Here is a 23,250-nt window from a genome sequence, read left to right on the forward strand (position 1 = left end):
CGCCATCGTTACCGTGCGCGTCATCGCAGCAGTTGCTGCCACTCGACGACGCCCATGCGCCTGTCCCCGAAAAGATCCTTGCTGCCCCTTGCCGTCCTGGCCGCGTTGTCCTCGCCCGCGTTCGCGCAGGAAGCCGGCGCGCAGGTGAAGATCGACGGCGTGATCGATCCTGCCGAATGGCAGGGCGCCCGCCACGTCACCGATTTCAGGATGGTGCAGCCGTTCACCCAGGCCGCGACCCGGCACCCGACCGAAGCCTGGATCCTGGCCACGCCGGAAGGCCTGGCGGTGGCGTTCCGCAATGCCAAGCTGGCCGGCGTGGAAACCCCGCGCCAGCGCAGCGCGCGCGACCAGGACGTGGCGATCGACCGGGTCAACGTGATGCTGGACTTCGATGGCGACGGCCGCAGCGGCTACGACTTCACCCTGACCGCCAGCGACGGCATCCAGGATTCCACCATCACCAGCGGCGGCAACTTCAGCAGCGACTGGGACGGCAGCTGGCAGCACGCGGTGGTCGATGGCGAGGGCGAATGGACCGCCGAGCTGCTGATCCCCTGGCATACCGCGCCGATGAAGAAGGCGGCCGGCGACAAGCGCACGGTGGCGGTGTACCTGGACCGCGTGGTCGGCAGCATCAACGAGCGCATGGCCTGGCCGGCGGTGAGCTTCGAGCGGCCGCAATTCCTCAACCAGTTCGAGAAGATCGAGATCCCGGCGTATTCGCAGTCGCTGCTGGCGATCACCCCGTACGTGGTCGGCCTGCAGGACCTGGTGGCGAAGGACAACAAGTTCGATGCCGGCGCCGACATCTTCTGGAAGCCGAACAGCCAGTTCCAGCTCAGCGCGACCATCAACCCCGACTTCGGCCAGGTGGAAAGCGATTCGCTGGTGGTGAACTTCAGCGCGGAGGAGACCTTCTTCGGCGACAAGCGGCCGTTCTTCACCGAGAACCAGGGTTTCTTCGACTTCGGCCTGCTGTTCGACAACAGCCAGCTGCTGTACACCCGCCGCGTCGGCGCGATGGCGGACGACGGCAGCGGCCCCGGCGACATCATGGGCGCGGTCAAGTTCAACGGCAGCGTCGGCGCCACCCAGTACGGCGCCTTCGTCGCCGACGAGCGCGGCGATGCCGGCCGCCGCTTCAGCGCGCTGCGCCTGCAGCGTGCGTTCGGCACCCAGAACCTGGGCGTGATGCTGACCAATGTCGACCGCCCGTTCCTCGACCGCAGCGCCAACGTGATCGGCTTCGACCATCGCTGGCAGCCGGATGCCAGCCTGACCGTCGCCTCGACCCTGGTCGGCAGCGATGTCGAGGTCGCAGGCCAGCACACCCGCGATTTCGCCTTCACCTCGATGGCGCAGAAGACCCTGGACAAGGGCTGGAGCCTGACCGGCCTGCTGATCCACTACGGCGAAGATTTCGAGGTCAACGATGCCGGCTACCTGGGCCGCAACGACCTCAACTACGGCCAGTTCGAAGTGGGCAAGCGCATCACCCAGCTGCCCGAAGGCTCCGCGTTCTCATCGCACAACATCCGCACCCGCATCGAGGGGCTGCAGAACAACGGCGGCTTGTGGCTGCAGAAGCAGTTCCGTTTCAACGTCAACAGCCAGCGCAAGGACGGCGGCAACCTCAACTGGAATTTCCAGCTGCGCGGCCCCGCCTACGACGACCAGATCACCCGCGGCCACAACCCGATGTACGTGCGCAACGGCGGCAGCGCCTACATCAATCGCGGTTTCCCGCGGCGCGGGAAATGGCAATTCGGCGTCGATGCGAGCCTGGGCCTGGCCAGCGGCCTGCGCCAGGACACGCCGTATGCGTGGAGCGCCTCGCTCAGCAGCACCTACTACATCAGCGACGCGCTCAACATCGAGCTGTGGCTGGGCCACGTGACGGACCAGGAAATGTTGATCTGGCAGGGCGGAGACCTGGGGCCGGGCTACGAGAACGTGGTCGGCGGTTTCCACATGAACCGCTACGACCTCAACGCCAGCCTGAACTGGAACATCGGCACCCGGCACGAACTGCGGGTGAAGCTGGAGGCGCTGGGCTTCGATGCCGACGATCCGATCGCGTGGCGGGTGGGCGCGGATGGCCGCGGCATGCGCAGCAACGATCCGGTGCAGCCCTTCAGCTTCCGCAACATGGGCTTCCAGGTGCGCTATCGCTACGAACTCGCGCCGCTGTCGAACCTGTACGTGGTGTACGGGCGCGGCGGCTTCGGCTACGACCCGCATGCCGTCGGCGCGTTCGACCAGTTCAACGATGCCTTCAGCCTGCGCGACGACGAACAGCTGGTGGTGAAGCTGGCCTATCGCTTCGAGCTGTGAGGCTCATTCGTCGCCATCGCTCGGCCAGCTGATGCCGAGCTCGTCGACGACCAGGTCCTTGCCGATCGCCGGCCACTTCGCGTCGTCGCTGCGGAAGGTGGCGTCGCCCGCGGGCAATGCGGCATCGTCCGCGTCCTTGCGCGCCGACAGCGTGACCCGGTGGAACAATGGGTCGCCGACGGCATTGGCCAGCTTGCCGCCGTGCCAGTCCTGCACGGTGCCGCCGTAGTCCCAGCCCAGCCCGTAGAAGCTGACCGGCGCGCCGTTGAGCGCGACCAGTTCCGCCAGGCTCATGCCCGCGCGCAACCCCGAGGCGTCGTGCCAGAGCGAATCGGTGGAGCGCACCCGCAGTTCGCGGATCGGGGCATCGGGATCGTCGGCGTCCAGCACCAGTTCCAGGCGCTTGCGCGGATCGTCGGGGAAGATCACCAGTGCCGGATAGGTGCCGATGCCTTCGGCGCCGGCGAAGGTGTCCTCGCGCACATTGGCCTTGCCGAAACGCGCGTCGAGTTCACGTCGGGTGGTGAGCGGGCCGAGTCCGCCGGGCAGCTCCCAGGTTTCGGGTTGCGCGACGGGCTTTGGCGCCACTTCCGCCTTGGGCGGAACAGGTGGCGGCGCTACTGGCGCCGGGGTTGCCTGCGGCTTGGGGGCCGGCGCGGGCTGCGGCGCGGGCGAACACGCGCAGGCGAGCGCGCTCGCGATGCAGGCGAGCAGCAGGCCGCGGTTCACTTCTGCTTGTCGTCCTGCACGCGGACTTCGGTGGCCTCGGCGGGCGGTGCCGGCGGCGCATTCGGATCCACGGGCATGGTCGATTCCGGTACCGGTACCGGATTCCCGATGGGTGCGGGCGCTTCGGCGGGATCGGCGGGCGCGACATCGCCCGCATCGACCGGTTCCGGGAATTCGACGATGTCCGGTTGCTGCGCCGCGCTTGCCGCGGGGCGCGCCTCGGCGACGCCGGGGTTCGGCATGCCGGTGACCGAGCCGCCGGCCGCGGCGGGCTTGGGCAAGCCGTCCTCGCCCTGGGCGCCATCGGTGCCGGCCTTGTCGCCGCCGCAGGCCGCCAGCAAGCAGCAGGACATCAGGAGCGCGAGGCGGTATGCGTGCATGGTCAATCCAGTTGCAGGGTGATGAGGCCGCTGTCGATGTTCACCCGCTCGATCCGACGCGAGGCGATGCGGCCGAAGGTGCTGTCGTCGAGGCGGTATACCGGTTCTTCGCGCGCGTAGTCCAGCAGCCAGCTGTTGAGCGCGGCGCGCGCGGAGTCGTTCATCACCCCGCCGAGCGCGGGCACGTCGACCGAAACGATCTCGGGATTGTCGAGGTGCAGGCCGCGGGTGCCGGGATCGAAGCGCAGGCCGCTTTCCAGGGCGAAATGCCCGGACGGGTTGCGCGAGGCATTTCCCATCGCGCCGATGCCGAGGTCGAAATCCAGCTTCAGGCGGCCGCCGCCAGGCAGGCTCAGGCGCGGGTTGAGCAGGCTGAAGCTGACCAGCCCTCCGAGCTTCTTGTAGTCGCGCGGGAACTTGCGGTCCAGCTGCGCCTGCAGCTGCGGCGCGGTGAAGCTGATGTCGCGGCCGAGCAGCGCGGCGGCGCCGTCCAGCGTGGAACACGCGGCGACCAGCAGCATGGCTGCGGCAAGGGCGAGGATCGCGGCAAGACGGCGCATGGCGGCATTCCGATGAAAACTTGCGCGCACCTTAGCGCGTTGCGGTGAACCGCGGTTAGCCGCGCGTCGTGCGCGTCACCTGGCCGCGGTGTCGCGCAGGCGAGGGTGCGGATTGACCGCGCCGGACGCGCCATAGATCCCGTAATGCAGGTGCGGCGGGGTGCCGCGCGCATTGCCGGTATCGCCGACCGTGCCGAGTGCGTCGCCGGCGCGCACGACCTGGTAGCGATGCAGGCCCGATGCCCAGCCATCCAGGTGCGCGTAGTAGTGGCGCTCGCCGCCCGGCCCGAGCACCCAGACGTGCCTGCCGCCGATGCCGTAATCGCCGATCCGCACCACGATGCCGCGGGTCGCGCTGGTCACCGGCGTGCCGCGCGCGGCGAAGATGTCGGTGCCCTGGTGCCGGCGCCCGCCGCTGCGTGGACCGCCCCAGGTGTCGGCGATGTCGCGCGCGCGGATGCCTTGCACCGGTACCGCCACCCGCGCGGCCGGCGGCATCCGCCACAAGCGGTACGCATCGGGCAACGCCCGCAGCAGCGGGCCGTTCCACGAACAGGCAACCGCCGCCAGCAGGACGGCGAGCGCCAGCCGGCCGGCGATCTTGCGTGGCGTGCGCTGCTTCATCGGCCTGCGGCATCGTGGATTGGCGTCCACGATGCCGCGCCCGGGTGAAGCCGGCGTGTGGCGCCGCTATCAGTCTTCTTCGTGGTGCGGCTTGTAGGCCTCGACCAGCTTCTGCTGCACCTGCGCCGGCACCGGCTCGTAGTGGCTGAAATCCAGCGCGTAACGGCCGCGCCCGGCGGTCACCGACTTCAGTTCCGCCGCGTAGCCTTCCAGTTCCGACAACGGCACCTGCGCCTTGACCACGATCTCGCCGCCGCGCAGCGAATCGGTGCCGCTGATGCGCGCGCGCTTGCTCGACAGGCCGCCGCTGATGTCGCCCATGTGCTGCTCGGGCGCGGTGACCTCGAGGTCGGCGATCGGTTCCAGCACCTGCGGTCGCGCCTTGCCGATCGCGTCGAGGAAGGCCTTCTTGCCGGCGGCGATGAACGCGACTTCCTTGCTGTCCACCGGATGGTGCTTGCCGTCGTACACGATCACCCGCACGTCCTGCATCGGATAGCCGGCCACCGCGCCGCCGGAGAGCACCTGGCGCACGCCTTTCTCCACCGCCGGCAGGAACTGGCCGGGGATGGTGCCGCCCTTCACTTCGTCGACGAACTCGAAGCCGCCGCCGCGCGGCAGCGGTTCGATGCGCAGGAACACCTCGCCGAACTGGCCGGCGCCGCCGGTCTGCTTCTTGTGGCGGTGATGGCCCTCGGCCTTGCCGCTGACCGTCTCGCGATAGGCGATGCGCGGCGGATGGGTCTTCACCTCGACCGCGTACTTGTCCTTCAGCCGTTGCAGCATCACCCGCAGGTGCAGGTCGGAGAGGCCGCGGATCACGGTCTCGTTGGTCTCGGTGTTGTGTTCCACCGCGAATGCCGGGTCTTCCTCGTCGAGCTTGTGCAGGGCGGTGGCGAGTTTCTGCTCCTGGCCCTTGCTGGCCGGTTCCACCGCCAGGCCGAACATCGGCTTCGGGAAGGCCATCGGCGCCAGGTGGATCTGGTCCTCGTCGTGCGAATCGTGCAGCACCGCGTCGAAATGCAGCTCGTCGACCTTGGCCACCGCGGCGATGTCGCCGGGGATCGCCTGCGCGACCTCGACGTGCTCCTTGCCCTTGAGCTTGAACAGGTGGGCGACCTTGAACGGCTTCTTGCCGTCGTCGACGAACAGCTGCGAATCCTTCCTGACCGTGCCCTGGTAGACGCGGAAGATGCCGAGCTTGCCGACGAAGGGATCGTTGACGATCTTGAACACGTCGGCGATCACGTGCGCGGCGGGATCGGGCCGCGCTTCGATCGGTTCGGCCGCGCTGCCCGCGCTCTTCACGAACGGCGGCGGGTTGGCCTCGCCCGGATGCGGGAACAGCTTCTCGGCGACGTCGAGCAGTTCCTTGACGCCGGCGCCGCTGCGCGCGGACACGAAGCAGACCGGGACCAGGTGGCCTTCGCGCAGGCATTGCTCGAACGCATCGTGCAATTCCTGCCCGGACAGGCCGTCCTCGCCCAGGTCGAGGTAATGGTCCATCACGGTCTCGTTGATCTCGACCACCTGGTCGATGATCTTCTGGTGCCAGTCGGCGACCGCGCCGAGATCCGAATCCCCGTCCTTGCTGCCGAAGCAGTCCACTACCCGTGCGCCACCATCGGCGGGCAGGTTGAGCGGCAATACCTCGGGACCGAATTCGGCCCGCAATGACTCAAGCAATGCACCGAGGTCGTGGCCGGCGTGGTCGATCTTGTTGACCACGATCGCGCGGCACAGCTTGCGCGCCTTGGCGTGGTCCATCATGCGGCGGGTGCCGTAGCCGATCCCGGCGTCGGCATCGACCACCACCGCGACGGTCTCGACCGCGGACAGTGCGGACAAGGTGGGGCCGCGGAAATCCGGGTAGCCCGCGGTGTCGATCAGGTTCACGTGGATGCCGGCATGGTCGGTGCTGGCGATGGCGGCGTCGATGGAATGGCCGCGTTCCTTCTCGATCGGGTCGAAATCGGAGACCGTGCTGCCGCGTTCGACCGTGCCTGCCGTCTGTATCGCGCCACCGGCATGCAGCAGGGCTTCGAAGAGGGTGGTTTTGCCGGCGCCGGGGTGGCCCGCCAGGGCCACGTTGCGGATCTGTTGTGTGCTGTAGGACATGAGCCCGTTTCTCCCTGTGCAGTGGGTGGACGTGGCGTCATGGCTGTCCGCGCTTCGCGCCGGAGCGGGGGCGCTCGGCGGGCGGTCATGGCGGACATGCACCTTAGCGCGGAAACGCCGGCCCATGTCTTGCGGTGCAGCATCCGCAGGCGGGGTTCAGTCCACGCGCATCCTCAGCGCGTGCAGCTGCCGGTAATGCGGCATGCAGGCCTCGGCGACCGCGGCGGCGGCGCCATCCAGCGCGAGTTCGCGCGCTGGCGGGGCCTCGAAGCCGGTGGACGCCCACACATGCGCATACCAGTGCGGCGCCCAGATGCCGTCGCTGGCGCGCGGTCCGGCGCGCCAGTGCAGCATGCGCTGGCTGAAGCCGATGCCGAGCCAGCCGCACAGCGCCCGCAGGTGCGCTTCCGGTGCGCGCAGGAAATCGCCGGAGTCGATCACCGGCGGCGCATCGCCGGCAGCGGCGAGTTCCGCGTACAGCGCGACCTGCTGGCGCAGGCCGATGTCGTCGGCTTCGACCTGCGCGCGCGACTTGACGTAGGACGCCACCACCTCGCGCGGGTCGCGGATCAGCAGCACGTTGCGCAGGCCGCGGATCCAGCCGTGGTCGATGTGCGGCAGCAGGTGGTGGGTCATGTGCTTCTGGTACCAGACCGGCGCATCGCCGGGCGCCGCTCCGGTCAACGCGCCGACCACCTTGCGCCAGTCGGTCTCGCCATCGGCGATCACCTCGTCGCGAGCCGGATGGTCGAGCCCGGTCTGCGCCAGGTAATGCGCGTACAGCGGTTCGTCGCTGACCGCGCAGTCCTCGCGGTTCTCCCAGGCACGCATCATCGCGGTGGAGATGTTGCGCGGCCCCGACCACATCGCGATCCGCAGCGGCGCGCTCACGACGATGCGCCCGCGATCGCCTTGCGCGCGGCGATGTCGCGCGCCAGCCATGCGCGATACAGGCCTTGCAGGCGTTCGACCATCGGCCCGCGCCCGTCGCCGATCGCGCGGCCGTCGATGCTGCGCACCGGCACCACCCCGGCGAAGGTGCCGGTGACGAATGCCTCGTCCGCGCCGTACGCATCGGTCAGGCTGAAGTTCTTCTGCAGGACCGGGATGCCGGCCTCGCGGCAGATCGCGATCACGTTGGAACGGGTGATCCCGCCCAGGCAGTAGTCGCCGGTCGAGGTCCAGACCTCGCCCTTGCGGACGATGAAGAAATGGGTGGAGTTGCAGGTGGCGACGAAGCCGTGCGGATCCAGCATCAGGCCCTCGTCGGCGCCGGCGGTATAGGCCTGGATGCAGGCGGTGATGCAGTTGAGCTTGCTGTGCGAATTGAGCTTGGGGTCCTGCACGTCGGGGAAGCCGCGGCGCACATGGACGGTGAACAGGGTGATGCCGCGCTCGGCGTTTTCCGGCGACGCGGTCTTGTACTCGGGGATGATGACGATGGTCGCGGGCCCCACGGTCACCCGCGGATCCTGGTAGGGCGTGCGCTTGACCCCGCGGGTGACCATCAGCCGGATGTGCACGCCGCTGGCGGCCTGCATGCCGTTGCCGGCCAGGGTGTCGCGGATCGCCGCCGCCAGCGCGGCGCGATCCATGCCGATGTCGAGCATGATCGCCCTGGCGCCTTCGTACAGGCGGTCGAGGTGGGCATCGAGGAAGGCCGGCTGGCCATCGACCACGCGCAGGCCCTCCCACACGCCGTCGCCCAGCACGAAGCCGCTGTCGAATACCGAGACGAACGCCTGGTCGCGGTGATGCAGCGCGCCGTTGATCCAGATGCGGATCTCGGCGTTGCGCGGATCGTCCGCAGCGTGCTGGGTGCCTTGTGCCATCGTTTCCGCTCGTCGGGGTGGGAGCCCCGATGGTAACGCCGCGGAAACGCGCGCCGTCGTATGCTCGTGCGCTTCCGACCCCTTGGAGATGTGCCATGGCCTTCAAGCGCTACGCCGACGCCCGCTGGAACGGCGACCTGCAATCCGGCAAGGGCAGCATCAGCACGCCGCAGAGCGGGCTGTTCGCCGAACAGAATTTCTCGTTCAAGACCCGCTTCGGCGACGACAAAGGCACCAATCCCGAAGAGTTGCTGGCCGCCGCGCATGCCGGCTGTTTCTCGATGGCGCTGTCGGCGGTGCTGGGCAAGTCGGGTTTCGTCCCCGACAGCATCGAAACGCGGGCCGAAGCCACGATGGAACCCGGCATGGACCCGGGGCCGACCATCACCGGCGTCACCCTGGTCGTGAAGGCGAAGGTGCCGGGCATCGACGCGGCGCAATTCCAGCAGATCGCCGAGGCGGCCAAGGCCGGCTGCGTGATTTCGCGCGCGCTGGCGGTGCCGGTCGGCTTGCAGGCGACGCTGGCGAGCTGAGAACGGTTACGGGCGCGGCGGCTAGCTGTCGCCGCGCTAAACGGTTTTGCCGTTGCCGGCTGCATTCAGCCTCGCGTTACCAGCATGGCCGCAGTGTTCGCATCGCGCCGGCCAATCCACTTTCCCGGCGACCGGGAGTCCACCATGAAGCGCCTTACCGCTGCCCTGCTTGTCGCCTTCGGCCTTGCCTCCAGCAGCGCCGCGTTCGCGCAGTCCAGCTACTACCCGTCCGGCAATGGCTACAACGGCTATGAACAGGGCGACAGTTATTCCGACTACGCGCGGGTGATCCGCGTCGATCCGGTGCTCGATGGCCGTTATTCCTCGACGTCGAGTTACGGCCGCAACGGCCAGCGCTGCTACCAGAGCACCACCGCCGGCGGTTACGAGCGCGACGGCTACTACGGCAACAACGGCTACCGCAACGATGGCTATCGGGATGACGGCTACTACCGCGACCAGTACGGCAGCGGTGCCGGCCGCAACATCGCCACCGTCGTCGGCGGCATCGCCGGTGCGGTGCTGGGCAGCAAGGTCGGCAGCGGTACCGGCAGCTATGTCGGCACCGCAGTGGGCTCGATGGTCGGCGGCATGGCTGGCCGCCAGATCTACGACCAGACCCAGCGCAACCGTTACGTGCGGCCGGGCGTGGTCACCGTTTGCGATCCGGAACCCGTGTATGGCAACAGCGGGTACGGCGGCTACAGCCGCACCGGCGACGGCCGCGCCAGCGCCTACGACGTGACCTACGAATACAACGGTCGCCGCTACACCCGGCGCATGGACTACAACCCGGGCGAGCGCGTGCGCGTACGCGTGGACGTGTCGCCGCAGTAAGCGGCGGCCGTCATGAACGAAACGAAGGGGCCGAATGGCCCCTTCGTCGTTTCCGGTCTGGCGACTCCCCGTGGCGATCCGCTATCCGGGCCAGTCCAGCGTGCCGGTCACCACCGCCACCGCGCGCCCACCCGACCACACATCGCCATCGGCATCGATGCTCAGCTCGATGATCGCGTCGTGCCCGACCTCGCGGCCCTGGCTGACGCGGTAGAAGCCGCCGGGCAGGTCGGGCAGAGCGCCGCGTTCGGCCAGCCACGCCGCAAGGGTCGCATTGGCGGCACCGGAGGCGGCATCCTCGAACTGCGCCGGCGCACCGACGAAGGCGCGCACCGCGTAGTAATAGACCGGGTCGTCGCTGCGCGCGTAGACGAACAGGCCCATGCTCTCGGTGGCATTGGCCAGTTCGACGATGGCGTTCCAGTTCGGCTGCGCATTGCGCAGTTCGGTTTCGTTGGCGAGTTCGGCCAGCCACCAGCGGCGGCCACCGTCCATCAGCACCGGCGGCAAGGTGCCCAGCTGCAGTCCGGCCAGGGCATCGCGCAGGCGCGGATCATCGGGCGTGGCGATCTCCTGCACCCGCGCGCGCGGCGTGCGCACGGCGATGGTGCGTTCGCTGCCTTCGCCGACGACTTTCAGCGGCAGCTTGCCGGCGATCCCGTCCTGCACCAGCAAGCCGTCGCGCGGCGCGGCCAGCCCGGCATCAAGCAACGCATGCGCGGTGCCGACGCTGGGATGACCGGCGAACGGCACCTCGCGGCGTGGGCTGAAGATGCGGATGCGATGGGTCGCATCGTCGGAGACCGGTGGCAACACGAAGGTGGTTTCCGGCAGGCGCGTCCATTTGGCGATGGCCTGCATCTGCGCATCGTCCAGGCCTTCGGCATCCAGCACGACCGCCAGCGGATTGCCGGCGCCGGCGCGCGAGGCGAACACATCGAGTTGCACGTAACGACGCTGTGACATGGGGATGCCGCGGGAGTGGGGCGCGCAGCTTACCAATCGAGCGTGCCGGCGATGACCTGCTGTACCTCGCCGCCGATCCAGACATCGCCCTCGGCATCGACCTGCAGTGCCACCCGGCCGTCGCGGCCGAGTTCGCGGCCCTGGCTGGCGACATAGCGGCCATCCTGCCCGGGCAACCGGCCCTCGCGATGCAGGCGTGCCGCGATCAGCGCATTGGCGCTGCCGGTGACCGGGTCTTCGGGGACGTTCACTGCGTCGCCCGGGCAGAACGCGCGCACCGCAAGCTCATGTTCGGACGCTGTTTCGAATGCAAACAGCGCGACGCCGGTAGCCGAAGTCGCGTCCGTCCAGTCGGCAATCGCGCCGAAATCCGGCTTCAAGCTGCGTAACTGTTCCGCGGAAGCGGCTTCGACCAGCCACCAGGATGGGCCGTTGTTCCACAGTTCGACGGCGTGGCCGGCCTGCGCGATCGCGGCCAGTTCCGCAGGCAGTGTTCCCGGCGACGCATCGAGCAGGCGCCCGCGCGGGCTGCGCAAGCGGATCCCCGGTCGCAACGGATCGCCGTGGACTTCGGCCGGCAGCAGGCCGGCGGCGCATTGCTGGACCAGGCGGCCGTCGCGCGGCGTGGCCAGTCCGTGGGTGGTCGCCAGCCACGCCGCGCCGACGCTGGGATGGCCGGCGAACGGCAGCTCGCTGCCGGGGGTGAAGATGCGGATCCGGTAGTCGGCGCCGGCATCGGGCGGCAGGAAGAAGACCGTTTCCGAGAGGTTGAGCCACGCGGCGATGGCCTGCATCGAGGCGGTGTCGAGGCCCTCGGCATCGAGCACGGCGCCGAGCGGATTGCCGGTGCCGGGCCGGGAGGCGAACACATCCAGTTGCACATAACGTCTTGGCATTGCGATGGCGCCCGGCACAGCCCACGGGGCCGCTAGAATGCACCACGGCCCGCACGCGGGCATCCCCCACCTCATTCCGAAAGGGCTTATGTCCATCGCCACCGCGCCTGACGCCACCACCTCCGCACCCACCACGCATGCCGGGCGTTGGCTGGTGCTGAAATTCGGCGGAACCTCGGTGTCCAAACGCGAGCGCTGGGACACCATCGGCCGGCTGGCCGACGAGCGCGCCAGCCTCGAGCACGCCCGCGTGCTGGTGGTGGTGTCGGCGCTCTCCGGCGTCACCAACGAATTGCAGGCGATCGCCAATGGCGAGGACATCGCCGGCCGCATCGCCGCGCTCATCGCCCGCCACCGCGCATTCTGCGCGGATGAGCTTGGGATCGATCCCGATGCCGCGCTCGGCGAACGCCTGCGCGCGCTGCAAGCCTTGCGCGACGACCCGCGCGCGGCATCGCGTGCGCTCGACTGGCAGGCCGAAGTGCTGGGGCAGGGCGAGCTGCTGTCGTCCTCGCTCGGTGCGGCTTACCTGCGCGCGCAGGGGCTGGACTTCGGCTGGTGCGATGCGCGCGAGTGGCTGGATGCGGTGTCGCTGCCGAATGCCAGCGAGTGGGCGCAGCGGCTGTCAGTCAATTGCCGCTTCGAAGCCGACGCCGCACTGCGCGCACGCTTCGCCGCGCAGCCCGCGCGCCTGTTGCTGACCCAGGGCTTCATCGCACGGCATGGCGATGGCGGCACCGCGATCCTCGGTCGCGGCGGTTCGGATACCTCGGCGGCGTATTTCGGCGCGCTGCTGGGCGCATCGCGCGTCGAGATCTGGACCGACGTGCCCGGCATGTTCAGCGCCAACCCGCGCGAAGTGCCGGACGCGCGCCTGCTGACCCGGCTCGATTACGCCGAGGCGCAGGAAATCGCCACCACCGGCGCCAAGGTGCTGCATCCGCGTTCGATCAAGCCCTGCCGCGATGTCGGCGTGCCGATGCGCATCCTCGACACCAGCCGCCCGCAACTGCCGGGCACGCGGATCGAAGGCAGCGTGGCCGCGGTGCCCGGGGTCAAGGCGATCAGCCGCCGCAACGGCATCGTGCTGGTGTCGATGGAAAGCATCGGCATGTGGCAGCAGGTCGGCTTCCTCGCCGACGTGTTCGAGCGCTTCAAGCGCCACGGCCTGTCGGTGGACCTGATCGGTTCGTCCGAAACCAACGTGACCGTGTCGCTGGATCCGTCCGAGAACCTGGTCAGTACCGACGTGCTCGGCCGCCTTTCCGAAGACCTGGCGCAGGTGTGCCGGGTCAAGGTGATCGTGCCTTGCGCGGCGATCACCCTGGTCGGCCGCGGCATGCGTTCGCTGCTGCACAAGTTGTCCGAGGTCTGGGAGATGTTCGGCCGCGAACGGGTGCACCTGATCTCGCAGTCGTCGAACGACCTCAACCTCACCTTCGTGGTCGACGAAGCCGCCGCCGACGGCATGTTGCACAAGCTGCATGCGGAACTGATCGACAGCGGCGCGATGCCGGTGTACGAGACCCAGGTGTTCGGCCCGCGCTGGCGCGAGATCAACGGCAGCGTGCGTCCGCGCCCGGCGGCGTGGTGGCGTGCGCCGCACGAACGCACGCGCCTGCTCGAACTCGCCCGCCACGGCACCCCGCGTTACGCCTACCACCTGCCGACGGTGATCGAACGCGCGCGCCAGCTGCAGGCGATCGCTGCCGTCGACCGTCGCTACTACGCGATCAAGGCGAATTCGCATCCGGCGATCCTGCGCGCGCTGGCCGCGGAGGGCTTCGGCCTGGAATGCGTGTCGCAGGGCGAGGTCGAGCGCGTGTTCGACGCCGTGCCCGGTTTCGACCCGGCGCGCGTGCTGTTCACCCCCAGCTTCGCCCCGATCGGCGAATACGAAACCGCGTTCGCGCGCGGCATCACCGTGACCGTCGACAACGTGGAACTGTTGCGGCGTTGGCCCGGGGTGTTCCGCGGCCGCGCGCTGTGGCTGCGCATCGACCTCGGCCACGGCGACGGCCACCACGCCAAGGTCAATACCGGCGGCAAGGCATCGAAGTTCGGCCTGTCCGCGCAGCGGGTGGAGGAATTCGTCGAAGCGGCGCGCGCGCTGGACGTGCGCATCACCGGCGTGCACGCGCACCTGGGCAGCGGCATCGACAACAGCGCGCACTGGAAGGTCGTGGTCGACGAGCTCGCCGGTTTCGCGCGGCGGATCGGCAGCGTGGAGGTCATCGATATCGGCGGCGGCCTGCCGATCGCCTACAGCGACGATGACGAACCCTTCGACCTCGACGCCTGGGCGACCGGACTTGCCGCGATCAAGATCCTGCACCCGGCGTTCAAACTCGCCATCGAGCCCGGCCGCTTCCTGGTCGCCGAAGCCGGCGTTCTGCTGACGCATGCCACGCAAGTGATCGAGAAGGACGGCGTGCAGCGCGTCGGCCTGGATGCCGGCATGAACGCGCTGATCCGCCCCGCGCTGTACGACGCCTGGCACGACATCGCCAACCTGTCGCAGCTCGACGCCGCCTGCGACGTCGACTTCGACGTGGTCGGCCCGATCTGCGAATCCAGCGACGTGTTCGGCCAGCGGGTCAAGCTGCCCGCGACCACCGTGCCCGGCGACGTGATGCTGGTGGCCGATGCCGGCGCCTATGGCTTCTGCATGTCCAACGCATACAACCTGCGCGCGCTGCCCGCAGAGGACGTACTTGAATGAGTGAGTGGATGTTCCAGCGCGATGCGATCCGCGCGTTCCGTTTCGTGCGCTGCGCGTTCGATGCGCAGACCGGCGTCGCGCAATTGGTGTACGCCTTCGACGACGGCCCGGAGCTGGTCGAAACCGTCAGCGTGCCCGGCGCGCCGTTCGTCCTGGACGATGCGCGCGCGGCTGCGGCGGAGCGCGCGCTGCGCCTGCTGCACCTGATCGCGGGCGTCAGCTACTACAAGGCGGCGGTGCCGGAGGCCATCCGCATCGAGTCTTATGCCATCGATGCCGGAACCGCGGCCTTCCTCGACAGCGTCTATCTCAACGGACTCGGCGAGTTCGCCTATCGCAACGGCCTGAACCTGCACGGCCGGATCAAGTTCCCGGCGGCAGCGACGGCGGATGCGCCGGCGCCGGCGCTGGGCCTGTGCGAACACGCGCTGGTCGCGATCGGCGGCGGCAAGGATTCGCTGGTCAGCATCGAGGCGTTGCGCAATGCCGGCGTCGAACAGACCGTGACCTGGATCGGCGGCTCGCAATTGATCGCCGCCTGCGCCGCGCATACCGGCCTGCCCACGCTCAACCTGGGCCGCCAGCTGTCGCCGTTGCTGTTCGAGTTCAACCGCCTCGGCGCATGGAACGGCCATATCCCGGTGACCGCGGTGAACTCCGCGATCATGGCCTTCGCCGCGGTGTTGCTGGGCGTCGATCAGGTAGTGTTCTCCAACGAGCGTTCGGCCAGTTACGGGTCGATCATCCCGGGCACCGGCGAAGTGAACCACCAGTGGTCGAAGGGTTGGGCCTTCGAATCCGCGCTGGGCGACTGGCTGCAGCAGCACGTCGCCGCCGACCTGCATTACTACTCGCTGCTGCGGCCGATGAGCGAACTGGCGGTGGCCCGGCAGTTCGCCAAGGTCAGCCGCTACGACGCGCATTTTTCCAGCTGCAACCGCAATTTCCACATCATGGGCGAGCGCCCGACCAGCCGCTGGTGCGGGGTCTGCCCGAAGTGCCATTTCGTGTTCCTCGCGCTGGCGCCGTTCATGCCGAAGACGCGGCTGGTCGGGATCATCGGCCGCAACCTGCTGGACGATGTCGAGCAGACCGCCGGCTTCGATGCGCTGCTCGAGTACCAGGACCACAAGCCGTTCGAATGCGTCGGCGAGGGCCGCGAATCGCGCGCGGCGATGGCGGCCTTGGCCGCGCGTCCGGAGTGGCGCGAGGACGCGCTGGTCGAACGCTTCCGCCGCGAGATCGCGCCGCAGCTCGACGCATCCGAACTGCGTGTCGAACCGTTGCTGGTGATCGACGAGGAACATCGCATCCCGCCCGCGCTGTGGCAGAAGCTGCGTGACCAGTTCGCCGCTTGACCTGGCGTCGCTCGCAGGCAAGCGCGTCGCCCTGTGGGGCTGGGGGCGCGAAGGCCGCGCTGCCTACAACGCGCTGCGCGCGCGCCTGCCGCAGCAGCCGTTGACCCTGTTTTGCAGCGCGGAGGAAGCCGCGGATGCCATGGCCTTCGGCGATCCGTTGCTCGCCATCGAACACGAGGCCGGCGGCGAACGTCTGGCGGCATTCGAGATAGTGGTGAAGTCGCCCGGCATCAGTCCCAACAAGCCTGACGCCTTGTTCGCGGCGGCACGCGGCACGCGCTTCATCGGCGGCACCGCGCTCTGGTTCGGCGAACATGCCGGCGACGGCACCATGGCGCGCACGCTGTGCGTGACCGGCACCAAGGGCAAGAGCACCACGTCTTCGCTGCTGGCGCACCTGCTGCGTGCCGCGGGACTGCGCACCGCGCTGGCCGGCAATATCGGCCTGCCGTTGCTCGAGTTGCTCGACGCGCGCGCGGACGCCTGGGCGGTCGAGCTGTCCAGTTACCAGACCCGCGACGTGGCAGCGTCCGGCGCGCGGCCGGCCATCGCCATCGTCACCAACCTGTTCCCGGAACACCTGGACTGGCACGGCAGCGAGGCGCGCTACATCGAGGACAAGCTGGCACTGGTCACCGAGGCCAAGCCGCATGTCGCCGTGCTGAATGCCGCCGACCCTCGGCTCGCCGCATTGCAGCTGCCCGACAGCGACATCCGCTGGTACGGCGATGCGCGTGGCTGGCACCTGCGCGGCGATGCGCTGCATCGTGGCGACGCGTTCGTGATGGACACGGCCACGCTGCCGCTGCCGGGCCGGCACAACCGCAGCAACCTGTGCGCGGTGCTGACCGCGCTGGAAGCCTTCGGCCTGGATGCGCTGGCCTTGGCGCCGCATGCGGCGACGTTCCAGCCGCTGCCGAACCGCCTGCAACCGGTCGGCGAACGCGACGGCTTCCTCTACGTCAACGATTCGATCAGCACCACGCCGCATGCGACCTTGGCGGCGCTGGAGCTGTATCGCAGCCGGCCGGTGGCGGTGCTCATCGGCGGACACGACCGCGGCTTGCCGTGGGATGACTTCGCCGTGGCGATGCGCACGCAGGTGCCGCGCGCGATCGTCACCATGGGCCAGAACGGCCCGCGCATCCATGCATTGCTGGAACCTGTCGCCGCGACCACGGGTTTCGCGCTGCGCGCCGCGAACGACCTTGCCGACGCGATGGACCAGGCGCGTGCGGCGCTCCCGGATGGCGGCGTGGTGCTGCTCTCGCCGGGCGCGCCCAGCTTCGGTGCGTACAAGGATTACGTGGCGCGCGGCCGGCATTTCGCGCAGCTGGCCGGCTTCGATCCGGAGGCTATTTCCGGCATCACCGGGATGGGCATTGCCTGATTCACACAGGTTGAACCTGCGCCGGGTAGCGTGGGCGCACCACATCGAAGGAGATCGTCATGCGTCGCCTCGTGTTCGCCATCGGATTGCTGTTCGCCGCCACGCCCGTCTTCGCCAAGATGCAGGCCAAGCCGGTCGAATGGAGCGTGGGCCAGGAGCGTTTCAGCGGTTACGTGGTCTACGACGATGCAGCGAAGGCGAAGCGCCCCGGCTTGGTGATGGTGCCGAACTGGATGGGCGTGACCGACGACGCAGTCGCACGCGCCAAGGCCATCGCCGGCGACGATTACGTGGTGCTGGTCGCCGACGTCTGGGGCAAGGGCAAGCAACCGAAGGACAGCGCCGAAGCGGGCAAGTTCGCCGGCGCGCTGCGCGGCGAGGATCGCGGGCCGTTGCGCGCACGGATCGAGGCGGCGCTGGCCACGCTCAAGGCGCAGGCCGGCAAGGCGCCGCTGGATGCGTCGAAGCTCGGTGCATTCGGGTTCTGCTTCGGCGGTTCCACCGTGCTTGAACTCGCGCGCAGCGGTGCCGACGTGGCCGGCGTGGTCAGCCTGCACGGTGGTCTGGCGCCCGGGACGAAATCGCAGACCGCGGCTTCGATCAAGGCGCCGGTGCTGGTGCTGAACGGCGCCGACGACAAGGCCACGCCGGACGCGGACATCCTCGCGTTCGAGAAGGAAATGGACGCCGCCAGGGCCGACTGGCAGTTCGTCGACTTCAGCGGTGCGGTGCATTGCTTCGCCGAGCCGTCCGCCGGCAACGATCCGGCCAGCAATTGCCGTTACGACGCGCGCGCGGCGAAGCGCGCCTACCGGATGATGGACGACTTCTTCCGCGAGCGGTTCGCGGCGAAATGATCAGTGGTCGCGGCTGACCGAATACTGCGCAAGGCCGCGCAACGCGGCGGCATGCGCGTTGTCGCCGAGGGTCGCGAGGGCCGCTTCGGCATCGCGCGCGTACTGCAGCGCGCGTTCGCGGCTGTAGTCGAGGCTGCCGCAGGCATGGATGGCCGCCAGCACCTGCGGTAGCGCGTCGGTATCGCCTTGTTCGATCGCCTCGCGCAGCACCGCGCGGGTGGCCGCGTCGCTGTGCTGCATCGCATGGATCAGCGGCAGCGTCGCCTTGCCTTCGGCCAGGTCGTCGCCGAGGTTCTTGCCCAGCGTTTCCGCGTCGGACGCGTAGTCCAGCACGTCGTCGGCGATCTGGAAGGCGTAGCCCAGTGCCATGCCGTAGCGATGCAGCGCGTCGCAGGTCGCCGCATCCGCACCCGCGAGCAATGCGCCGAGGCGCGTGGCCGCCGCGAACAGCACCGCGGTCTTGCGCTCGATGACGCGCAAATAGGCGGCTTCGTCGGTGTCCGGGTTGCGCACGTGCAGCAGCTGCAGCACCTCGCCCTCGGCGATGGTGTTGGTGGTGTCGGCGAGGATCCGCATCACCTCCAGCCGGTCCAGTTCGACCATCAGCTGGAAGCTGCGCGAATACAGGAAGTCGCCGACCAGCACGCTGGCCGCGTTGCCCCAGACCGCGTTGGCGGTCTTGCGGCCGCGGCGCAGGTCGGATTCGTCGACCACGTCGTCGTGCAGCAGGGTGGCGGTGTGGATGAATTCGACCACCGCGGCCAGCTGGTGGGCGTCCGGTCCGCGATGCCCCAGCGCGCCGGCCGTGAGCAGCAGCAGCATCGGCCGCAGCCGCTTGCCGCCGGCGCCGATGATGTATTCGGCGACCTGGTTGATCAGCACCACGTCCGAGGCCAGCCGGCGGCGGATCAGGGCGTCCATCGCCGCCATTTCCGGCGCGGCCAGGGCCTGGATGGCGGGCAGGTCGAGCCGGGATGCGGGGGAAACGACGTTGTCGGGCATGGGGCAGGGGATCAGGGGAATGCGGAATTATAGGCTGCGCGCGATTTCCGGCCCGGGGGCGGGGAATCCCCCGACCCCGCGGTCCGGTGCAATCCGGCTGCCCGCGGGGGCGCTGGTATCATCTACTGCTGGTCGTCCGCTCCGGACGATGCGAAAGAAACGAGGAACGACATGGCACGCGGCGTCAACAAGGTGATCCTGCTCGGCAACCTGGGCAACGACCCGGACGTGAAGTACACCCAGGGCGGCATGGCCATCGCCACGCTGAGCGTGGCCACGACCTACTCGCGCAAGGACAAGGACGGCCAGTTCCAGGAAAAGACCGAGTGGCACCGGGTCAAGCTGTTCGGCAAGACCGCGGAAGTCGCCGGCGAATACCTGAAGAAGGGCCGCCAGGTCTACATCGAGGGCCGCATCGAGTACGGCTCGTACGAGAAGGACGGCGTCAAGCACTACACCACCGACATCATCGGCGAGGACATGCAGATGCTCGGCGGCGGCGATGGCCAGCGCGGCGGCGGCGAAGGCGGCGGCTACCAGCAGCGCAGCGGCGGTGGCGGCAATTACGGCAGCGGCGGCGATCGCCAGCAGCGTGCCCCGGCGCAGCGTCGCGACCCGGCAGCGGCCAAGCCGGCCAATTTCGACGACGTGCCGTTCGACGACGACATTCCGTTCTGATCGCGATTTCGCAGGGACGCTGACGCATGACGACCTGGCTGGTCACCGGCGGCGCCGGCTTCATCGGCGGCAATTTCGTGCTGGGCGCGGTGGGCGACGGCATCCGGGTGGTGAACCTGGATGCGCTGACCTATGCCGGCAACCGCGACACCCTGGCCTCGCTGGATGGCGACGCCAACCATGTGTTCGTGCACGGCGACATCGGCGATCGCGCGCTGGTGGCGAAGCTGTTGGCCGAGCATCGCCCGGACGCGGTGGTGAATTTCGCCGCGGAAAGCCATGTCGATCGTTCCATCGACGGCCCGGCGGCGTTCATCCAGACCAATGTGGTCGGCACGCTGGCCTTGCTGGAGGCGGTGCGCGATCACTGGAAGTCGCTGGAAGGCGAGGCGAAGCAGGCGTTCCGTTTCCTGCACGTCTCCACCGACGAGGTCTACGGCACGCTGGGCGAAACCGGCAAGTTCAGCGAGACCACCCCGTACGCGCCGAACTCGCCGTACTCGGCATCGAAGGCCGCGTCCGACCACCTGGTCCGCGCCTTCCACCACACCTACGGCCTGCCCACGCTGACCACCAATTGCAGCAACAACTACGGTCCGTACCACTTCCCGGAAAAGCTCATCCCGCTGGTGATCGCCAAGGCGCTGGCTGGCGAACCGCTGCCGGTGTACGGCGACGGCAAGCAGGTGCGCGACTGGCTGTTCGTGAGCGACCACTGCGAGGCGATCCGCACCGTGCTGGCCAGGGGCCGCGTGGGCGAGACCTACAATGTCGGCGGCAATGCGGAGAAGCAGAACATCGAGGTGGTGAAGGCGATCTGCGCGCTGCTCGACCAGCGCCGCCCGCGCGAGGACGGGCAACCGCGCGAATCGCAGATCGCCTACGTCGCCGATCGCCCGGGCCACGATCGCCGTTACGCGATCGATGCATCGAAGCTGCGCGACGAACTGGGCTGGGAGCCGAAATACGATTTCGAGCGCGGCATCGCCGAAACCATCGACTGGTACCTCGACCACCAGGACTGGGTGAAGCGCGTGCTCGACGGTTCGTATCGCCTTGAGCGGATCGGAGCCGCCGCATGAGCGCGACGCAACGCAAGGGCATTATCCTCGCCGGCGGTTCCGGCACCCGGCTGTATCCGATCACCCAGGCGATCAGCAAGCAGCTGTTGCCGGTGTACGACAAGCCGATGGTCTATTACCCGCTCAGCGTGTTGATGCTGGCCGGCATCCGCGAAGTGCTGGTGATCAATACCCCGCACGAGCAGGCGCTGTTCCGCAACCTGCTGGGCGATGGTTCGCAGTGGGGCATGAAGATCGAGTACGCCGCGCAGCCGAGCCCGGACGGGCTGGCGCAGGCCTTCCTGATCGGCCGCGACTTCCTTGCCGGCGGCCCGAGTTGCCTGGTCCTCGGCGACAACATCTTCTATGGCCACGGCCTGACCGAACTGCTGCAACGCGCGGATGCGCGCGAGCAGGGCGCCACCGTGTTCGGTTACTGGGTGCGCGATCCCGAGCGTTACGGCGTGGCCGAGTTCGATGCCTCCGGCAAGGTGGTCGGGCTGGAAGAGAAGCCGGCAAAACCCAAGTCCAACTATGCGGTCACCGGCCTGTACTTCTACGACGGCCGCGCCAGCGACTTCGCCGCCGGGCTGAAACCGTCGCCGCGCGGCGAGCTCGAAATCACCGACCTCAATCGTTGCTACCTCGACGACGATTCGCTGCAGCTGGAGAAGATGGGCCGCGGTTACGCCTGGCTGGATACCGGCACCCACGAGTCGCTGGTCGAGGCCTCGACCTACATCGAGACCATCGAGAAACGGCAGGGCCTGCGCGTGTGCTGCCCGGAGGAGATCGCCTTCCACAACGGCTGGATCGACGCCGAGCAGCTGCGCGCGTTGGCGATGCCGTTGGCCAAGAACGGCTATGGCCAGTACCTGCTGAGCCTGCTCGAGCACGGCCGCATCGAGTGAGCCCAAACGCATGAAACTGATCGAAACCGGCTTGCCGGGCTGCGTGATGATCGAGCCGGCGGTGTACGGCGACGAGCGCGGCCATTTCTACGAAGGCTGGAACGCCGCGCGCTTCGCCGAACACGGGCTGCCCACGCAATTCGTGCAGCACAACGTCTCGCGCTCCCAGCGCGGCGTGTTGCGCGGCCTGCATTACCAGTGGCCCGGCAACGTGCAGGGCAAGCTGGTGAGCGTGCTGGAAGGCGAGGTCTACGATGTCGCCGTCGACATCCGCCGCGGTTCGCCGACCTACGGCCGGCATGCGGCAGCGATCCTGAGCGCGGACAACAAGCGTCATTTCTGGATTCCGGAAGGCTTCGCGCACGGATTCCTGGTGCTGAGCGAGACCGCGGTGTTCACCTACCTGTGCACCGCGCCCTACGACCGCGCCAGCGACAATTCGCTGCGCTGGGACGATCCGCAACTGGCGATCGACTGGCCGCTGGCCGAGGTCTCGCTGTCGGGCAAGGACGCCATCGCGCCGTTGCTGGCCGAGATGCCGGCCGAACGCCTGCCGCTCTACATCGCATGAAACTGCTGCTGCTCGGCGGCAACGGGCAGGTCGGCCGCGAACTGCGGCGCAGCCTGCCGCAGCTGGGCGAGATCGTGGTCGCCACCCGCGATGGCGCCGAAGCCGACGCGATCGCGGATTTCGATGCGCCGGAATCGCTGGCGGCATTGATCGCACGGGTCGCGCCGGATGTGGTGGTGAATGCCGCCGCCTATACCGCCGTCGACAAGGCCGAAAGCGATGCCGATGCGGCGTTCCGCATCAATGCCGAAGCCTCGGCTGCAGTGGCCGGTGCATGCGCCGCATCCGGTGCATTGCTGGTGCATTACTCGACCGACTACGTTTTCGATGGCAGCGCCACCCGGCCGTACCGCGAGGACGATGCCACCTCGCCGCTGGGCGTCTATGGCGCCAGCAAGCTCGCCGGCGAAGCCGCCATCCGCGCCAGCGGCGCGCGCCACGCGATCCTGCGCACGGCCTGGGTGTATGCATCGCACGGCAAGAACTTCCTGCTGACCATGCTGCGATTGGCGAGTGAACGCGACGAACTGCGCGTGGTCGCCGACCAGGTCGGCGCACCGACGCCGGCCGCGTGGATCGCCGATGCCACCGCGGCACTGATTCGCGCTGGGGTCGCTCAATCCGGAACCTGGCACCTCACCGCCGGCGGCGCCACCAGCTGGCACGGTTTCGCCGAGGCGATCATCGACGATGCGCATGCCCGTGGCCTGATCGCGCGCAAGCCGCGCGTCGTCGCCATCCCGACCTCCGACTATCCGACGCCGGCGCGGCGCCCCGCCTATTCGGTGCTGGACACCGCGAAGTTGCGTCATGACTTCGGCGTCGAACCGTCGCAGTGGCGCGATGGATTGCGCCGCACGCTGGAAGCGCTGGCGCCGTCCCGCTGAG

The 23,250-nt window shown here is 68.6% G+C and carries 22 protein-coding genes; 12 read left to right on the plus strand and 10 right to left on the minus strand.

The annotated features are described in order from the left end of the window. Window positions 1-78 precede the first annotated feature (78 nt). On the plus strand, window positions 79-2,337 hold the full coding sequence (locus tag FHQ07_RS12010) for a DUF5916 domain-containing protein (protein ID WP_240703486.1): 2,259 nt from the start codon (window positions 79-81) through the stop codon (window positions 2,335-2,337). Between the two features lie 3 nt (window positions 2,338-2,340). On the opposite strand, the gene FHQ07_RS12015 is transcribed toward FHQ07_RS12010, so the two are convergent. The 7 genes from FHQ07_RS12015 to FHQ07_RS12045 form a co-directional block, all read right to left on the minus strand. Further along, a complete protein-coding gene (locus FHQ07_RS12015; RefSeq protein ID WP_139717031.1) occupies window positions 2,341-3,066 on the minus strand; it encodes a hypothetical protein in 726 nt (241 codons plus the stop codon). After that, complete coding sequence (locus tag FHQ07_RS12020) at window positions 3,063-3,446, minus strand: hypothetical protein (protein ID WP_139717032.1); 384 nt, start codon at window positions 3,444-3,446, stop codon at window positions 3,063-3,065. The genes FHQ07_RS12015 and FHQ07_RS12020 overlap by 4 nt, the downstream gene beginning before the upstream one ends. Before the next feature lie 2 nt (window positions 3,447-3,448). Next, the gene (locus FHQ07_RS12025; RefSeq protein ID WP_139717033.1) at window positions 3,449-4,006 is read right to left on the minus strand and encodes a YceB family lipoprotein; all 558 of its coding nucleotides are present in this window, start codon (window positions 4,004-4,006) and stop codon (window positions 3,449-3,451) included. Between the two features lie 75 nt (window positions 4,007-4,081). Beyond that, entirely contained in the window at window positions 4,082-4,630 is a 549-nt protein-coding gene (locus tag FHQ07_RS12030) for a M23 family metallopeptidase (RefSeq protein WP_139717034.1), read from the minus strand. 69 nt (window positions 4,631-4,699) lie between these two features. Then, the gene (gene fusA / locus FHQ07_RS12035) at window positions 4,700-6,748 is read right to left on the minus strand and encodes an elongation factor G (protein WP_139717035.1); all 2,049 of its coding nucleotides are present in this window, start codon (window positions 6,746-6,748) and stop codon (window positions 4,700-4,702) included. A 156-nt stretch (window positions 6,749-6,904) separates the two neighbouring features. Then, entirely contained in the window at window positions 6,905-7,639 is a 735-nt protein-coding gene (locus FHQ07_RS12040) for a sulfotransferase-like domain-containing protein (protein WP_139717036.1), read from the minus strand. Next, window positions 7,636-8,580 carry an aminotransferase class IV gene (locus FHQ07_RS12045; RefSeq protein ID WP_139717037.1) on the minus strand — a complete coding sequence of 315 codons (945 nt, stop codon included), beginning with the start codon at window positions 8,578-8,580 and terminating at the stop codon, window positions 7,636-7,638. Before FHQ07_RS12045 ends, FHQ07_RS12040 begins: the two co-directional genes overlap by 4 nt. A gap of 95 nt (window positions 8,581-8,675) precedes the next feature. Here FHQ07_RS12045 and FHQ07_RS12050 point away from each other — a divergent pair, with 95 nt between their 5' ends. Continuing rightward, window positions 8,676-9,113 (plus strand): OsmC family protein, encoded by a 438-nt coding sequence (locus tag FHQ07_RS12050; RefSeq protein WP_139717038.1) that lies wholly within the window; start codon window positions 8,676-8,678, stop codon window positions 9,111-9,113. A gap of 144 nt (window positions 9,114-9,257) precedes the next feature. Beyond that, a complete protein-coding gene (locus FHQ07_RS12055; protein ID WP_139717039.1) occupies window positions 9,258-9,950 on the plus strand; it encodes a glycine zipper 2TM domain-containing protein in 693 nt (230 codons plus the stop codon). 81 nt (window positions 9,951-10,031) lie between these two features. Here the strand turns inward: FHQ07_RS12055 and FHQ07_RS12060 are convergent, their stop codons facing one another. Both FHQ07_RS12060 and FHQ07_RS12065 read right to left on the minus strand, forming a co-directional pair. After that, window positions 10,032-10,916, minus strand: coding sequence for a PhzF family phenazine biosynthesis protein (locus FHQ07_RS12060; RefSeq protein ID WP_139717040.1), 885 nt, complete (start codon window positions 10,914-10,916; stop codon window positions 10,032-10,034). A 29-nt stretch (window positions 10,917-10,945) separates the two neighbouring features. Beyond that, on the minus strand, window positions 10,946-11,812 hold the full coding sequence (locus FHQ07_RS12065) for a PhzF family phenazine biosynthesis protein (protein ID WP_139717041.1): 867 nt from the start codon (window positions 11,810-11,812) through the stop codon (window positions 10,946-10,948). 88 nt (window positions 11,813-11,900) lie between these two features. On the opposite strand from FHQ07_RS12065, the gene FHQ07_RS12070 reads away from it, so the two are divergent. From FHQ07_RS12070 to FHQ07_RS12085, 4 genes are read left to right on the plus strand one after another with little or no spacing between them, the layout of a single operon-like run. Continuing rightward, complete coding sequence (locus FHQ07_RS12070; protein ID WP_139717042.1) at window positions 11,901-14,534, plus strand: bifunctional aspartate kinase/diaminopimelate decarboxylase; 2,634 nt, start codon at window positions 11,901-11,903, stop codon at window positions 14,532-14,534. Next, a complete protein-coding gene (gene murL, locus FHQ07_RS12075; protein ID WP_425476918.1) occupies window positions 14,531-15,892 on the plus strand; it encodes a UDP-N-acetyl-alpha-D-muramoyl-L-alanyl-L-glutamate epimerase in 1,362 nt (453 codons plus the stop codon). The genes FHQ07_RS12070 and murL overlap by 4 nt, the downstream gene beginning before the upstream one ends. Then, entirely contained in the window at window positions 15,873-17,282 is a 1,410-nt protein-coding gene (gene murD / locus FHQ07_RS12080) for a UDP-N-acetylmuramoyl-L-alanine--D-glutamate ligase (protein ID WP_139717043.1), read from the plus strand. Before murL ends, murD begins: the two co-directional genes overlap by 20 nt. 59 nt (window positions 17,283-17,341) lie before the next feature. Then, window positions 17,342-18,139, plus strand: coding sequence for a dienelactone hydrolase family protein (locus tag FHQ07_RS12085; protein ID WP_139717044.1), 798 nt, complete (start codon window positions 17,342-17,344; stop codon window positions 18,137-18,139). Here FHQ07_RS12085 and FHQ07_RS12090 read toward each other — a convergent pair whose 3' ends face one another. Further along, on the minus strand, window positions 18,140-19,141 hold the full coding sequence (locus FHQ07_RS12090; RefSeq protein ID WP_139717045.1) for a polyprenyl synthetase family protein: 1,002 nt from the start codon (window positions 19,139-19,141) through the stop codon (window positions 18,140-18,142). It lies immediately after the preceding gene. Window positions 19,142-19,312: 171 nt separating this feature from the next. On the opposite strand from FHQ07_RS12090, the gene ssb reads away from it, so the two are divergent. From ssb to rfbD, 5 genes are read left to right on the plus strand one after another with little or no spacing between them, the layout of a single operon-like run. Next, on the plus strand, window positions 19,313-19,819 hold the full coding sequence (gene ssb, locus FHQ07_RS12095; protein WP_139717046.1) for a single-stranded DNA-binding protein: 507 nt from the start codon (window positions 19,313-19,315) through the stop codon (window positions 19,817-19,819). A gap of 26 nt (window positions 19,820-19,845) precedes the next feature. Beyond that, window positions 19,846-20,901, plus strand: coding sequence for a dTDP-glucose 4,6-dehydratase (gene rfbB, locus FHQ07_RS12100; RefSeq protein WP_139717047.1), 1,056 nt, complete (start codon window positions 19,846-19,848; stop codon window positions 20,899-20,901). Next, window positions 20,898-21,791: a glucose-1-phosphate thymidylyltransferase RfbA gene (gene rfbA / locus FHQ07_RS12105; protein ID WP_139717048.1), complete on the plus strand. Its 894-nt coding sequence runs from the start codon at window positions 20,898-20,900 to the stop codon at window positions 21,789-21,791. The genes rfbB and rfbA overlap by 4 nt, the downstream gene beginning before the upstream one ends. Window positions 21,792-21,801: 10 nt before the next feature. After that, window positions 21,802-22,362 (plus strand): dTDP-4-dehydrorhamnose 3,5-epimerase, encoded by a 561-nt coding sequence (gene rfbC / locus FHQ07_RS12110; RefSeq protein WP_139717049.1) that lies wholly within the window; start codon window positions 21,802-21,804, stop codon window positions 22,360-22,362. Next, on the plus strand, window positions 22,359-23,249 hold the full coding sequence (gene rfbD / locus FHQ07_RS12115) for a dTDP-4-dehydrorhamnose reductase (protein ID WP_139717050.1): 891 nt from the start codon (window positions 22,359-22,361) through the stop codon (window positions 23,247-23,249). Before rfbC ends, rfbD begins: the two co-directional genes overlap by 4 nt. Window position 23,250 lies beyond the last annotated feature (1 nt).

It is taken from the genome of Thermomonas aquatica, from assembly GCF_006337105.1.
Lineage (GTDB): Bacteria > Pseudomonadota > Gammaproteobacteria > Xanthomonadales > Xanthomonadaceae > Thermomonas > Thermomonas aquatica.